A 13,797-nucleotide genomic window follows, 5' to 3' on the forward strand; every position below is an offset into this window, starting at 1 on the left:
GAGATTTTGCTTTGCAGGTTATTTAACGTGAAGTCATAGCACTTCGTTATATCATGGCAATGGGTTGACCTTTCATCGGCAAACCGCTGAATTGGCTGATAATTAGAGTGCCGGGCCTCTTTTGGGATGCGTAAGCGACGCTCTAACTCTTTTAAACTACGTATCGTGCTTCTCGAAAATCGAGCCTGATTTTTGGGCCGATGCGCTAAAGTAAGAAAGGCTGAGAATCCGAATGACGGCTCGCACTATCCTTCTGGTGGACGATGACGACGATCTTCGGGAGACGCTGACCGAGCAATTGTCTCCCTATGAGGAATTCTCGCTGCTCAACGGCGCCAATGCCGCACAGGCCATTCAGACCGCCAAGACCGCCCAGGTCGATCTTTTGATCATGGATGTCGGCCTTCCGGACATGGACGGCCGCGAGGCGGTAAAGCTGTTGCGCAAGGGCGGCTTCAAGGCACCGATCATCATGCTCACCGGGCATGATACAGATTCCGATACTATTCTTGGATTGGAAGCCGGGGCGAATGACTATGTGACGAAACCCTTCCGCTTCGCCGTGCTGCTTGCGCGCATCCGGGCCCAACTGCGCCAGTATGAACAGAGCGAGGACGCGGTTTTCACCGTCGGTCCCTATCAGTTCAAGCCTAGCCAGAAGCTGCTGACGACTGAAGACGGCAAGAAAATCCGCCTGACGGAAAAGGAAGCGGCCATCATCCGTTATCTCTACCGCGCCGGCAGCACGGTGGTAACGCGCGATGTGCTGCTGGAAGAAGTCTGGGGTTACAATTCCGGTGTGACGACGCATACACTCGAAACGCATGTCTATCGTCTGCGCCAGAAGATCGAACGGGATCCCTCCAACGCCGAAATCCTGGTGACCGAGAACGGTGGTTACAAGATCGTTCCCTGAGACGAGGCTCTGTCACCGCTGCAAAACTCGCGCCGCGCCTCCTGAAAAGATGCGCGGCGTTTCAACGTCTTGTATTTTGAGGACCGATATTGGAAAACCGCTATAGTGATGCAGGCGGCTTTCCGGAGTAGTGATCGACATGGCCTTGACGGACGATATTATTCTGCTGGGGCAAGTGCCGTTATTTGCTGGGTTCAGTGACGATCAGTTGCGGCTCATCGCCTTCGGTGCGGAACGCCGCCGGGTGTCGGCAGGGCAGACATTGTTCCGGGAACATTCGCCGGCAGAATGCGCCTTTGCCGTGACATCGGGTCATTTCGAACTTTTCACGGCTGGAAGAGATGGCAAACCCCTGTTGCAGGCGACGCCTGGCAAGGGTGCGCTGCTTTCGGAGTTGGCGCTTTTCACGCTCTGCGAACGGAAGTTCACTGCCGTGGCAGTGCAAGATTCGGAAGTCATCCGGATAACGCGCATCCTCTTTCACCGGCTGGTGGAGGAGTTTCCGGAGGTTGCCGATATCGTGTCGGCGCGCATTCGCGACAATATCGCGGCGCTGGCGGCGGGTGCGGCCCGTTTGCAGAACCGCTTCGTGTGACGCAAACTCTATCGTTCAGAAGCGGAAATGGGCCGTGACGGGGACGTGGTCCGATGGTCGGTTCCAGCCACGGGCTTCGCGCAATATCTCGATTTTTTCAAGCGAGGAACCGAGATCCTGTGAGGACCAGATATGGTCGAGACGGCGACCGCGGTCGGCAGCTTCCCAATCCTTGGCGCGGTAGCTCCACCACGTATAGATCTTTTCCGTCTCCGGCACATTCAGGCGCATCAGATCGAGCCAGTTGCCCTTCCTCATGATATCCAGCATGCCTTCGGTTTCGACGGGTGTATGGCTGACGATCTTCAAAAGCTGCTTGTGCGACCAGACGTCATTTTCGAGCGGCGCGATGTTGAGGTCGCCGACGAGAATGGAGGAGGTGCCGGGCACGCCATCGGCGCGCAGTGCCTTCATTTCCTCGATGAAATCGAGCTTGTGGCCGAATTTCGGGTTGATCGACCGATCCGGCTCGTCGCCGCCAGCCGGAACGTAGAAATTATGCAGCCGCACGCGACGCGATCCGACCTCAAAAATTGCGGAAATGTGGCGTGCGTCGCCGATACCGCAATAGTCCTGTCGGTGATCTTCGGTCAGCGGGATCCTCGAGGCGATGGCGACACCGTGATAGCCCTTCTGGCCATGGATGATGACATGCTCATAACCGAGCGCCTTCAGCGGCTTCATCGGAAACTCGCCATTCGGGCATTTCGTTTCCTGCAGGCAGAGAATGTCCGGTTTGTAGCGTACCAGAAACTGCTCAACGATCGGCATTCTGAGCCTGACCGAGTTGATGTTCCAGGTGGTTATCGAAAACGACATGCATCCGCTCCGCTTTTATTGCCGCAAACCGTACGGTTCGGGACAAGTTTCCGGGGCGCAGGCTTATAACATCGCGACGAAAACGGGAATGTATTTTAGCGGTAAAATGAAAAAGGCGACCGCAGGGCCGCCTCTCGAAAAATTTCCACCGGCTTTTATGTGTCAGCCGCCTCTGCGGACTTCCTCGTAATTGATGCTGAAGACACGCTCATCAAGGTTCACGCCGGTCTGGACGTTGAAGATCATGACGGTCGTGTCCTTGTTCTGGGCATCGGTCGTGGTCCATTGCCTCAGATCGAAGGTCTTCGGATCGAACATCAGGGTAATAGTGGAATCGCCGAAGACGCTCCTGTCGCCCAGTACGATGGTGGTCAGGTCGGATTCTTCCTTCACGTTCCGGACCTTCTGGTTGCTGAGATCGATCTTGTCGGAAAGAAGCAGGCTGAGGGGCGTTTTGGAAAGCGGATAAAGGTCCCACGTCTTCAGCTTCATATTGCCGATGACGACATTCTTGCCGTCGGAGATGACACGCATGGGCGAGGGGTCTTCATAATTGAAGCGGAGTTTGCCGGGGCGTTCGATGTAGAATTTTCCGCCGGTCTGTTCCCCGCGCGGGCCGAACTGGACGAATTCCCCCATCATGGTTTTGACCGACGAGAAGTGATTGGCGATTTTCTGCGCTGTCGCGGTATTGCCGGCCGCCTGGGCGAAAGCGTCAAGCGGAGAAAGGCTGGCCATGATTGCGGCCATGGAAAATGCCGTCAGCACGCCACGACGCGTCACGCCGTTTTGCGGTGTGTTTGCGTTGGCCGTTTCGCCGGTGGTGAGGTCGTTCATTCTATTCTCCTTCATCGCAGCGATTGTCCCCATAAAAGGCGGCGGCTTCATGACGTTGAAAGCGTGTAATAACGCTTCTTCGCCCCGCTTGGTTGCGGACGTTACCGCTCGATGATGTCTGCTTCCGTCGGCACGAGGATCTCGCGTTTTCCGGCGTGGTTGGCGGGGCCGATGATGCCTTCCTGCTCCATGCGCTCAATCAGCGAGGCGGCGCGGTTGTAACCGATGCCGAGGCGCCGCTGCACGTAGGAGGTGGAGGCTTTGCCATCTCGAAGCACGACGGCCACGGCCTGATCGTATGGGTCTTCGGAATCGGAGAAATTGCCGGCACCGGCCGGGCCGCCGCCATTGCCTTCCTCGTCATCCTCCTCGGTAATCGCTTCCAGATATTCCGGTGCGCCTTGCGTCTTCAGATAGGCGACGATCTCTTCCACCTCGTTGTCGGAAACGAAGGGACCGTGTACGCGCTGGATGCGCCCGCCGCCTGCCATATAGAGCATGTCGCCCATGCCGAGCAGCTGTTCGGCGCCCTGCTCTCCAAGGATTGTGCGGCTGTCGATCTTCGACGTGACCTGGAAGGAGATTCGGGTCGGGAAGTTGGCCTTGATCGTGCCGGTGATGACGTCGACGGAGGGGCGCTGGGTTGCCATAATGACATGAATGCCGGCGGCGCGCGCCATTTGCGCCAGGCGCTGCACCGCGCCTTCGATGTCCTTGCCGGCGACCATCATAAGGTCGGCCATTTCGTCGATGATGACGACGATGTAAGGCAGGGGCTTCAGATCGAATTCTTCCGTCTCGTATATCGCCTCGCCGGTCTGGCGGTCGAAGCCGGTCTGCACCGTGCGAGTGAGGATTTCGCCCTTGTCGAGCGCCTGCTGCACGCGGCTGTTGAAGCCGTCGATATTGCGCACGCCGATCTTCGACATCTTCTTGTAGCGCTCTTCCATCTCGCGCACTGTCCATTTCAGCGCCACGACGGCCTTTTTCGGATCGGTAACGACGGGAGAGAGCAGATGCGGAATGCCGTCATAGATCGACAGTTCGAGCATTTTCGGGTCGATCATGATCAGGCGGCACTGTTCCGGCGACATGCGGTAAAGCAGCGACAGGATCATGGTGTTGATGGCGACCGACTTGCCCGAGCCGGTGGTGCCGGCGACGAGCAGATGCGGCATCTTGGCAAGATCGGCGATGACGGGTTCACCGCCGATGGTCTTGCCGAGCGCCATGGCGAGTTTGGCCTTGCTGTTTTCGAAATCGCGGCTGCCGATCAGTTCCCGCAGGAAGACGGTTTCGCGTGTCTGGTTCGGCAGTTCGATGCCGATGGCGTTGCGGCCGGGAACGACGGCGACACGGGCGGCAATCGCGCTCATGGAGCGGGCGATGTCATCGGCAAGGCCGATGACGCGCGAGGACTTGATGCCGGGTGCCGGTTCCAGTTCGTAGAGCGTGACGACCGGACCGGGGCGGACATGAATGATTTCTCCCTTGACGCCGAAATCCTCGAGAACGCCTTCCAGAAGGCGGGCGTTCTGTTCCAGCACTTCCTCGCTCAACATATTGTCGCGAACGACGTTCTTAGGCTCTGCCAGAAGATGGACGGTGGGGAGCTGGAAGCCGTCGGCGGCGATGAAGGAGGCTTGGGCTTCGCGCGCCACGCGTTCGCTGGGTTTCGGGCGTGCGGAAGGGGCGGTTATTCTGGTCTGCCCGCGACCAGGCGCCTGTCTGGCGGTGAATTTCTGGTCGGTTTCGTCGTCGGAGAGAATGCCGTCCGGCAGCCGGCGTCCATCCGCGTCGAAGCGTGATTCGTCATCCATGTCCTCGTCATGATCGAGCGCGATGGAGGGAGGTGACATCTGGCGACGCGATGCGGCGCGTTCTTCGAAAGACGGTTCCGCGCGCTGGTCGAGGCGGTTGATCGCGGTCTTGAGGCGTGAGGGTTCGTTCAGCGTGCCGAATTCATATTCGTTGAAGTCATAAGGATGTTCGAATTCATCGTGCAGGGATTTAGACTTCAAACCGAACAGGCGGCGGAAGCGCGCCTGGGTGATATACCAGTAATGTGCCAGCGCGCCGAAGGCGAGCATATTGGCAAAGAACCCCTCGCCGTCGTCTTCATCCTCCTCCTCGGCCTCACGGGCTGCGCGGGCCTTGCTGGTGGCGACGGGAGCCGCTTCTTCGCGTTCCAGCTCGTCATCCAGACCGCCAACGACACCGGCGGCAAAAAGCATCAGCCATGCGGCAGGCGCCGCAAATATGACACCCAGTACCGTGGCGATCGTGCCGGTGGGGTAAGCACCGATGAAAAGGGCGGGAAAACGCAGGATCATGTCTCCGATGACGCCGCCGATGCCGTTCGGCAGCGGCCATGTCACGGGGGCCGGAAAACAGCCGAGCGAGGCGGCGCAGACGATGGCGCCTGCGACCCAGGCTACGAGGCGAGCGGGTATGCGGTGGAATTTGTGGCCGGCGATCAGCGCGATCGCCCAGGCGATGACGGGCAGGAGGGAGATGATTGCAGAAAGCCCGAGGAACTGCATCACGATATCGGCGAAAATCGCACCGCCATAGCCCAGAAGATTGGTGGGCTGGTTTCCTGTCGCATAGGAAAGGCTCGGATCCGCGACATTCCATGTCGCGAGCGCTGCGATGCCCAGTGCAATCGTGGCCAGCAGAGCGAAACCGGTGAGAGCCATGATCTGACGTACGAAAAACGCCGTCAACACGAAGCGCGTGTGACGACCATCGAATGTCGGAGAATGCATTCTGCCCATGTCCCTGAACCCGTTGTTTTGTGGTTTCGGCAAGATCCGGCAAGAGACCTGATCCCGGATTGACAGGGAAAACTAACCGCTTGCTGGTTAATGTCGTGTTAACCATGCGGTTTTTTGAAGCGCTTCGGATTTATGGCAAAGAAAAAGGCCCGCCGGAGCGGGCCTTCTTTTGGGAGAGGGGATGGAGAACCCCTTTTCCCGGATATCAGGAATGATAGGCGGCTTCGCCGTGGGTTGCGAGGTCGAGACCTTCGCGTTCGGCTTCGACCGGAACCCGCAGACCGACGATCACGTCGACGATTTTGTAGAGGATCGCGGAGACGATGGCGCACCAGACGATGGTGATGGCGACGGCGACGAACTGCGTCCAGACCTGCGAGGCGATGGAGAAATCTTCCTTGCCCGTGCCGCCAAGCAGCGGTGAGGTGAAGATGCCGGTGCCGAGAGCGCCGATGATGCCGCCAATGCCGTGGACGCCGAAGACGTCGGCGGTGTCGTCATAACCGAACTTGTTCTTCACCACGGAGACGAAGAAGTAGCAGATCGGTGAGACGATGAGGCCGAGAACGATGGCGCCCATCGGGCCGACGGAGCCGGCGGCGGGGGTGACGGCGACGAGGCCGGCGATCATGCCCGAGGCGGCGCCAAGCATGGAGGCCTTGCCGCGGGTGAAGCTTTCAACCAGCGACCAGGAAACGATGGCGGCCGCAGTTGCGAGGAAGGTGTTCATGGTTGCGAGAACCGCACCGCCCGATGCTTCGAGGTTGGAACCGGCGTTGAAGCCGAACCAGCCGAACCACAGCATGGCTGCACCGACGAGAGTGAGCGTCATGGAGTGAGGGGCCATCATGTCCTTGCCGAAGCCGGTGCGCTTGCCGACCATGATCGCGCCGATCAGGCCTGCGATACCGGCATTGATGTGAACGACGGTGCCGCCGGCGAAGTCGAGAGCACCCATGCCGAAGATCAGGCCGTTTGCGTCCCAGACCATGTGAGCGATCGGGAAATAAACGAAGGTGGCCCACAGGATGGTGAACAGAATGACGGCGGAGAACTTCACGCGCTCTGCAAAGGCGCCGACGATCAGCGCTGGCGTGATGGCCGCAAAGGTCATCTGGAAGGCGATGAAGGTGTATTCGTAGATCACCACGCCTTCGGAAAAGGTCGCAGACGTGCTGTCAAGCGAAACGCCCGACAGGAACAGCTTGCCGAAGCCGCCGAAATAGGGGCCGGTGCCGCCGCCAAAGGCGAAGGAGTAACCGTAGATGACCCAGACGAGCATCATGACTGCGCCGACAACCGTGCACTGCATGAGAACGGAGAGCATGTTCTTGGTGCGGACGAGACCGCCGTAAAACAGGGCCAGACCCGGAATGATCATGAAAAGCACGAGGATCGTCGCGACATACATGAATGCGGTGTCGGCTTTTTCCGGAACGGGCGCTGCGGCTGCTGCCGGCGCGGCGTCCTGGGCGAAGGCGATGGCCGGAGCCATCAGGGCCGCCGCTGCGGCGCCCAGCTTGCCGAGCGTTGAAAACTTGTTGAGTTGCATAGCTAGAAAACTCCCCTGTCAGCCGTGCTTCAAAGCGCTTCTGTGTTGGTTTCGCCGGTACGGATGCGCACGGCCTGTTCGATAGAGTAAACGAAGATCTTGCCGTCACCGATCTGCCCGGTCTTTGCCGCAGATGCGATCGCCTCAACGGCCTTGTCGACGACGTCGGATGGAACTGCGATCTCGATCTTCAGCTTGGGAAGGAAGCTCACCGCATATTCCGTGCCGCGATAAATCTCGGTATGCCCCTTCTGGCGTCCGTAACCCTTTACCTCGGTCACGGTCAGGCCCTGGATGCCGACGCCGGTGAGCGCTTCGCGCACTTCATCCAGCTTGAACGGCTTGATAATGGCCATCACAATTTTCATCTGGTTTCCCATCCTTTGTTTTGTCCTCGGCACGGAGCCGACTCTCCTGCCGCTGGCAGATCAGTAACAGCGACTGCGGACATACATTCAAAGGGCGTGCCAGTTTTGAGTGTGTATCTAACCTATTGAAATATAAAACTTATATGAAAGACGTCTGAAAAAGGAGCATTTGTCGCCAAAATTTGCGTCTATTAAATGTGCGATTTTAGAAAAAAGCACATTATTTAATCATTTGCCCTTTTGCGGATCAAACCCTCCTGCGCCACCGAGGCGACCAGTTCACCCTGTCTGGTGAAAATATTGCCACGGGTCAAACCGCGTGCGCCGGAAGCGCTGGGGCTATCCTGTGTGTAGAGCAGCCAGTCGTCCAGACGGCAGGGGCGATGGAACCACATGGCGTGATCGAGGCTAGCCACCTGAATGGAGGGGTCGAAGATCGTTGTTCCATGGGCGTAGAGCGAGGTGTCGAGTAGGGTCATATCTGAGAGATAGGCGAGAATGGCCGACTGCAGACGCGGATCGTCGGGCACATCACCGACGGCGCGAACCCAGATATCCTGTTGCGGCTCGAGTTTTTCCTTGGAAATATAGTGGGTCAGGGAAACCGGCCGTATCTCTATCGGCCGCTTGTTGCTCCAGTATTTGCGGATAGAAGCGGGTGCCTTGGCAAGAAAGGCCGCCTGCATCTGCTCTTCGCTCATCAGTTTTTCGGGCGGCGTCACGTCAGGCATTTTGATCTGATGGTCGAAACCATCCTCGAAAATCTGAAACGAGGCTGACATGGAAAAAATGGCTTTACCATGCTGAATGGCGACCACGCGGCGTGTGCAGAAGCTCGCGCCGTCGCGGATGCGTTCCACTTGGTAGACGATAGGCACCAGCGGATCGCCGGGACGCATGAAATAGGCATGCAGCGAATGCACGAAACGGTCGTCATCCACGGTCCTTTGCGCGGCAATCAGTGCCTGCGCGATGACCTGGCCGCCGAAAACCCGCTGCCAGCCGATCTGCGGGCTTTCGCCCCGGAACAGGTTCTCTTCCAGCTTCTCAAGATCGAGTGTGGCGATGAGATTGGCCATCGGATCTGACGTTTGCGAGGGATGCGACATTTTTTCGGCCTGCTCCGGCTGTAGGAATACGTCACATGGTCTATAGTGCCCGGATGATGCGTGCACAAGATTTGAGGAGAAGCGCGATGCTGGACGTAGTGGTGGCAGGCGGCGGATATGTCGGTCTTTCCGTTGCTGTCGCAATCAAGCAGGCGGCCCGGCATCTCGATGTGCAGGTGGTTGAGGCCGCTCCCGAGGATGTCTGGGCAAAGGACGTTCGTGCATCCGCCATCATCGCAGCGGCCACCCGGATGCTCGATGTTTTCGGCATATGGAACGAGATCGAGCCGGAAGCCCAGCCAATACACAAGATGATCGTCACCGATTCGAAGACCGCCGATCCGGTGCGTCCCGTGTTCCTGACTTTCGACGGCGCCGTGGAAGAAGGCAGGCCGTTTGCCCATATGGTTCCGAACGTTGCTCTTGTGGGCGCATTGCGAGGCCTGTGCGAGCGTCTTGACATAAAAATCCGTCACAGTGTCAGTGTTTCCGATTTTACCGCGGGTCCGCAATCGACGGCCATTCGCCTCTCCGACGGATCGACGCTCGAAGCGCGATTGCTGATTGCCTGTGACGGCGTTCGCTCCGCGCTCAGGGACATGGCCGGAATCAAGACCGTGCACTGGGCTTACGATCAGTCCGGTATCGTGACGACCGTTGAGCATGAGCGGCCGCATGAGGGCTGCGCCGAGGAGCATTTCCTGCCATCGGGCCCCTTCGCCATCCTGCCGCTGAAGGGAAACCGCTCTTCGCTCGTCTGGACCGAACGCACGGCCGATGCCGACAGGCTGGTGGCTTCCGACGACCTGGTGTTCGAGGAAGAGCTGGAACGCCGGTTCGGTCACAAGCTCGGTCCTCTTCGTCCGGTCGGCCCCCGCCGCGCTTTCCCATTGGGGCTGACGCTGGCGCGTTCTTTCGTTGCGCCGCGTTTCGCGCTTGCGGGCGATGCGGCGCACGGCATTCACCCGATTTCCGGGCAGGGCCTCAATCTCGGCTTCAAGGACGTGGCGGCTCTCGCCGAAACCGTGGTCGAGGCCGACCGGCTCGGCCTCGATATCGGCTCACTCAACGTTTTGGAGCGCTATCAGTCCTGGCGGCGCTTCGACACGTTGCGGATGGGCGTGACGACGGATGTGCTGAACCGGCTTTTCTCCAACGATATTGGCCCTATCCGTATCATGCGCGATTTCGGTCTCGGGGTCGTGGATCGTTTGCCGGGTCTCAAATCCTATTTCATCGGTCAGGCGGCCGGCACGACGGATGCGAATGCGCCGCGTCTGCTTGCCGGCGAGGCGCTCTGATCCAGTCCCTCATGCATGTTTCGGACCGGTTTTTCCAGGATTGCCGCTTGACAGCCGATTCCGGGATTTTCTGCCCGGTGGCTTTGCCGTAAAGCCGAATCCGGCCAAGGACTTATCCGGATTCACAATCTGGTATGGTCTGCGCCCTGACCAACCAGATATTGCGGAGAACAAAAGCTGAATCCCATCGAGTCAGCGATTCGTATTCGATTCGTTCGCAGACTGTTCCGCAGCCGAATCGATTTCATTTTTGCCGGATTCTTTTTGTTTGTTCAACTGGCTGAATCTGAAAGGAAAATTCCGTCGACTGGTCGCCCCGCGCCACTTTGCGGGTGAGGCCTATTGCCTTTGGCTGCGGGCGTTGCCATGTGTGAGGCCTGCGGCCCATTAGCAATGTCGGGCGGCAAAGCAAGCAGATGAAGTCGATTCGCGGATAGTACGTTGAATTTTCGCCCCATGATCCTGAGCGGCCGCGGTGTCACGGCCGTTCTCGGCCCCACCAATACCGGCAAGACCCATTACGCGATCGAGCGGATGGTCGCGCATGGAAGCGGTGTCATTGGCCTGCCGCTGCGTCTTCTGGCGCGGGAGGTCTATACCCGCCTAGTTGAAAAAGTGGGTGCGCCGAATGTGGCGCTGATTACCGGCGAAGAAAAAATCGCGCCTCCCAAAGCCAAATACTCCGTCTGCACGGTGGAAGCCATGCCGCGTGAGACGACGGCCGCCTTCGTTGCGATAGACGAGGTGCAGTTGGCGGGCGATCTCGAACGCGGGCATATCTTCACCGACCGGGTGCTGCATCTGCGCGGGCGGGAGGAAACGCTGCTGCTCGGCGCGGGCACGATGCGCCCTATCCTTGAAAAACTGCTACCGGGAATAACCGTGGTCGAGCGGCCGCGCCTGTCTCAACTCTTTTATGCGGGTCAGAAGAAGATCACCCGCCTGCCGCAACGCACGGCGATCGTCGCCTTTTCCGCCGATGAGGTTTATGCCATCGCTGAACTGGTGCGCCGCCAGCGCGGCGGCGCGGCTGTGGTGCTGGGCGCGCTTTCGCCGCGCACGCGCAATGCGCAGGTAGGCCTCTACCAGTCGGGCGACGTCGAATATCTTGTCGCTACGGACGCCATCGGTATGGGACTCAACCTCGATGTCGACCATGTCGCCTTTGCGCAGGACCGCAAATTCGACGGTTATCAGTTCCGTAATCTCAATCCCGGCGAGATCGGTCAGATCGCCGGCCGCGCTGGCCGCCATCTTCGCGACGGTACGTTTGGCGTGACGGGGCGTGTCGATCCGTTCGATGACGAATTGGTCGAGCGGATCGAAACCCATCAGTTCGATGCGGTGAAGGTGCTGCAGTGGCGGACGAAAAATTTCGATTTTTCCTCCATCGCCAATCTGCGCGCGAGCCTTGACGCCGCGCCGACGATCCAGGGGCTTTCGCGCGCCCTGCCGGCCATCGACCAGCAGGCGCTGGAATATCTGTCGCGTTACCCTGAAATCATCGACGTGACCACGACGGATGTGCGGGTGGAAAAACTCTGGGAGGCCTGCGCGCTGCCCGATTATCGCCGCATCGCCCCCGCACAGCATGCCGACCTCATCTCCACGCTCTATTTCGATCTCGTCAAGCGCGGGGCGGTGAACGAGGATTTCATGGCCGAGCAGGTGCGTCGCGCCGATCGCACGGATGGGGAGATCGATACCTTGTCTGCGAGGATTGCGCAGATCAGAACATGGACTTATGTATCGAACCGCCCAGGATGGCTTGCCGATCCGACACACTGGCAAGAAAAGACTCGGGAAATCGAGGATCGATTGTCCGATGCGCTACATGAAAGGTTGACGAAACGCTTTGTTGATCGCAGGACATCTGTGCTCATGAGGCGCCTGAGAGAGAATGCGATGCTTGAAGCTGAAATCAGTGTAAATGGTGATGTCTTCGTAGAAGGACATCACGTCGGCCAATTGGCCGGGTTCCGGTTCACCCCGGTGCCGGGAATGGAAGGGCCGGATCAGAAGGCCGTGCAGGCTGCGGCGCAAAAAGCGCTCGCGCTCGAATACGAGGCGCGCGCCGCGCGTCTGCATGCCAGTGGAAACGGCGATCTCGCTTTGAGCTCCGATGGTCTGGTTCGCTGGTTGGGCGAGCCGGTTGCCCGGCTTTCGGCCGGCGACAACATCATGAAGCCGCGGGTGATCCTGCTTGCCGACGAACAGCTGAACGGCAATGCCCGTGATCACGCGCTGGCGCGCGTCGAGCGTTTCGTCAATCACCAGATTGCGACCGTGCTGAAGCCGCTGGACGATATTTCCCGCGCAGAAGATCTTCAGGGCCTGGCGAAGGGTCTGGCGTTCCAGCTCGTGGAAAATCTGGGCGTGCTGTTCCGCCGCGACGTCGCCGAGGACGTGAAGTCGCTCGATCAGGACGCGCGCGCCTCCATGCGCCGTTATGGCGTGCGTTTCGGCGCCTATCACGTTTTCCTGCCCGCACTTCTCAAGCCCGCTCCGGCGGAGCTTGTGACGCTGCTTTGGGCTTTGAAAAATGATGGCCTTGGAAAGCCGGGTTACGGCGATCTCATTCCGGTGCTGGCCGCAGGCCGTACCTCGGTCGTCACCGATGCCAGCTTCGAGCGTATGTTCTACAAGCTCGCCGGTTTCCGCTTCCTCGGAAAGCGTGCCGTGCGTATCGACATTCTCGAGCGTCTGGCCGATCTCATCCGCCCGCTGCTGCAGTGGAAACCCGGTCAGCAGCCGCGCCCGGAAGGCGCTTATGACGGTCGCCGTTTCACGACGACGACCGCCATGCTTTCCATTCTCGGCGCGACGCTTGATGACATGGAAGAAATTCTCAAGGGCCTCGGTTACCGCGCCGATCAGGTGACGGCGGAAGAGGCGCAGGCCTTCCTCGCCAGCCACGCCGGTGCCTCTGCTCCGGCTGCCGCGGAAGCGGCGACGGCTGAAGAGGAAAGCGTCGAGACCGAGGAACACGAGCCGGCTTCCGAAGAACAGGTGTCCGAGACGGCGGCTGCTGTCGAAGGCGAAGCTGTCGAGGCGCCGGTGGCTGCCAGCGAAGAGGTTGTCGCAGCCGAGGCTGCGCCGGAAAGCGCTGAGGCCGCCGAGCCCAAGCCCGTTCTTCTGTGGCGTCCGGGTGGCCGCAACGAAAATCAGCGTGGCGAAAACCGTCGTCCCGGCAATCGCGGTCAGGGCCGTGGTGATGGAGCGCGCGAACAGGGCGAGCGTCGCGGTGAAGGCCGTCGCGACAATCGTGACGGTGCAAGTGCCAATCGCAGCGGCGACGGCGAGCGCAAGCGCGATGGTGGCCGTCCGGACCGTGGCAACAACCGCAATAACGATCGTCACGATCGCGGGGAGCGCAAGGACCGGCCGGAACGCAATGACCGTGGTGGTAAGCCGCAGGGTCAGCAGCGGTTCGAAGCCAAGCCGCCGCGCAAGGAAAAGCCGCTCGATCCGGATTCGCCTTTCGCAAAGCTCGCTGCTCTCAAGGAGCAGCTGAAGAAGTAAG

10 protein-coding genes are annotated in these 13,797 nt (G+C 59.4%); 4 read left to right on the forward strand and 6 right to left on the reverse strand.

Annotated features, from left to right (window positions below; all coding sequences use genetic code 11):
* Nucleotides 1-232 precede the first annotated feature (232 nt).
* Both ACQZ48_RS13660 and ACQZ48_RS13665 read left to right on the forward strand, forming a co-directional pair.
* Nucleotides 233-916, forward strand: coding sequence for a response regulator transcription factor (locus ACQZ48_RS13660; RefSeq protein WP_077981300.1), 684 nt, complete (start codon nt 233-235; stop codon nt 914-916).
* 139 nt (nt 917-1,055) lie between these two features.
* Nucleotides 1,056-1,511 carry a cyclic nucleotide-binding domain-containing protein gene (locus tag ACQZ48_RS13665; RefSeq protein ID WP_137412328.1) on the forward strand — a complete coding sequence of 152 codons (456 nt, stop codon included), beginning with the start codon at nt 1,056-1,058 and terminating at the stop codon, nt 1,509-1,511.
* A gap of 15 nt (nt 1,512-1,526) precedes the next feature.
* On the opposite strand, the gene ACQZ48_RS13670 is transcribed toward ACQZ48_RS13665, so the two are convergent.
* The 6 genes from ACQZ48_RS13670 to tesB all read right to left on the reverse strand — a co-directional run bounded on the left by ACQZ48_RS13670 (nt 1,527) and on the right by tesB (nt 8,973).
* The gene (locus ACQZ48_RS13670; RefSeq protein ID WP_137412327.1) at nt 1,527-2,330 is read right to left on the reverse strand and encodes an exodeoxyribonuclease III; all 804 of its coding nucleotides are present in this window, start codon (nt 2,328-2,330) and stop codon (nt 1,527-1,529) included.
* Between the two features lie 162 nt (nt 2,331-2,492).
* The gene (locus ACQZ48_RS13675; protein ID WP_191217189.1) at nt 2,493-3,218 is read right to left on the reverse strand and encodes a LolA family protein; all 726 of its coding nucleotides are present in this window, start codon (nt 3,216-3,218) and stop codon (nt 2,493-2,495) included.
* A 50-nt stretch (nt 3,219-3,268) separates the two neighbouring features.
* On the reverse strand, nt 3,269-5,935 hold the full coding sequence (locus ACQZ48_RS13680) for a DNA translocase FtsK (RefSeq protein ID WP_191217190.1): 2,667 nt from the start codon (nt 5,933-5,935) through the stop codon (nt 3,269-3,271).
* 214 nt (nt 5,936-6,149) lie between these two features.
* The gene (locus ACQZ48_RS13685) at nt 6,150-7,496 is read right to left on the reverse strand and encodes an ammonium transporter (protein WP_089153197.1); all 1,347 of its coding nucleotides are present in this window, start codon (nt 7,494-7,496) and stop codon (nt 6,150-6,152) included.
* A 29-nt stretch (nt 7,497-7,525) separates the two neighbouring features.
* Entirely contained in the window at nt 7,526-7,876 is a 351-nt protein-coding gene (locus ACQZ48_RS13690; RefSeq protein ID WP_004444057.1) for a P-II family nitrogen regulator, read from the reverse strand.
* A 212-nt stretch (nt 7,877-8,088) separates the two neighbouring features.
* Nucleotides 8,089-8,973: an acyl-CoA thioesterase II gene (gene tesB, locus ACQZ48_RS13695; RefSeq protein WP_003505201.1), complete on the reverse strand. Its 885-nt coding sequence runs from the start codon at nt 8,971-8,973 to the stop codon at nt 8,089-8,091.
* A gap of 26 nt (nt 8,974-8,999) precedes the next feature.
* Here tesB and ACQZ48_RS13700 point away from each other — a divergent pair, with 26 nt between their 5' ends.
* The gene (locus tag ACQZ48_RS13700; protein ID WP_416172504.1) at nt 9,000-10,274 is read left to right on the forward strand and encodes a ubiquinone biosynthesis hydroxylase; all 1,275 of its coding nucleotides are present in this window, start codon (nt 9,000-9,002) and stop codon (nt 10,272-10,274) included.
* Nucleotides 10,275-10,730: 456 nt separating this feature from the next.
* On the forward strand, nt 10,731-13,796 hold the full coding sequence (locus ACQZ48_RS13705; RefSeq protein WP_191217191.1) for a helicase-related protein: 3,066 nt from the start codon (nt 10,731-10,733) through the stop codon (nt 13,794-13,796).
* Nucleotide 13,797 lies beyond the last annotated feature (1 nt).

The sequence above is a fragment of the Agrobacterium sp. 22-209-1 genome (assembly GCF_053522485.1).

Coding starts and splice junctions, on each gene's coding strand:
- ACQZ48_RS13660 (WP_077981300.1), top strand. CDS start 233: ATGACGGCTCGCACTATCCTTCTGGTGGACGATGACGACGATCTTCGG.
- ACQZ48_RS13665 (WP_137412328.1), top strand. CDS start 1,056: ATGGCCTTGACGGACGATATTATTCTGCTGGGGCAAGTGCCGTTATTT.
- ACQZ48_RS13670 (WP_137412327.1), bottom strand. CDS start 2,330: ATGTCGTTTTCGATAACCACCTGGAACATCAACTCGGTCAGGCTCAGA.
- ACQZ48_RS13675 (WP_191217189.1), bottom strand. CDS start 3,218: ATGAAGCCGCCGCCTTTTATGGGGACAATCGCTGCGATGAAGGAGAAT.
- ACQZ48_RS13680 (WP_191217190.1), bottom strand. CDS start 5,935: ATGCATTCTCCGACATTCGATGGTCGTCACACGCGCTTCGTGTTGACG.
- ACQZ48_RS13685 (WP_089153197.1), bottom strand. CDS start 7,496: ATGCAACTCAACAAGTTTTCAACGCTCGGCAAGCTGGGCGCCGCAGCG.
- ACQZ48_RS13690 (WP_004444057.1), bottom strand. CDS start 7,876: ATGGGAAACCAGATGAAAATTGTGATGGCCATTATCAAGCCGTTCAAG.
- tesB (WP_003505201.1), bottom strand. CDS start 8,973: ATGTCGCATCCCTCGCAAACGTCAGATCCGATGGCCAATCTCATCGCC.
- ACQZ48_RS13705 (WP_191217191.1), top strand. CDS start 10,731: ATGATCCTGAGCGGCCGCGGTGTCACGGCCGTTCTCGGCCCCACCAAT.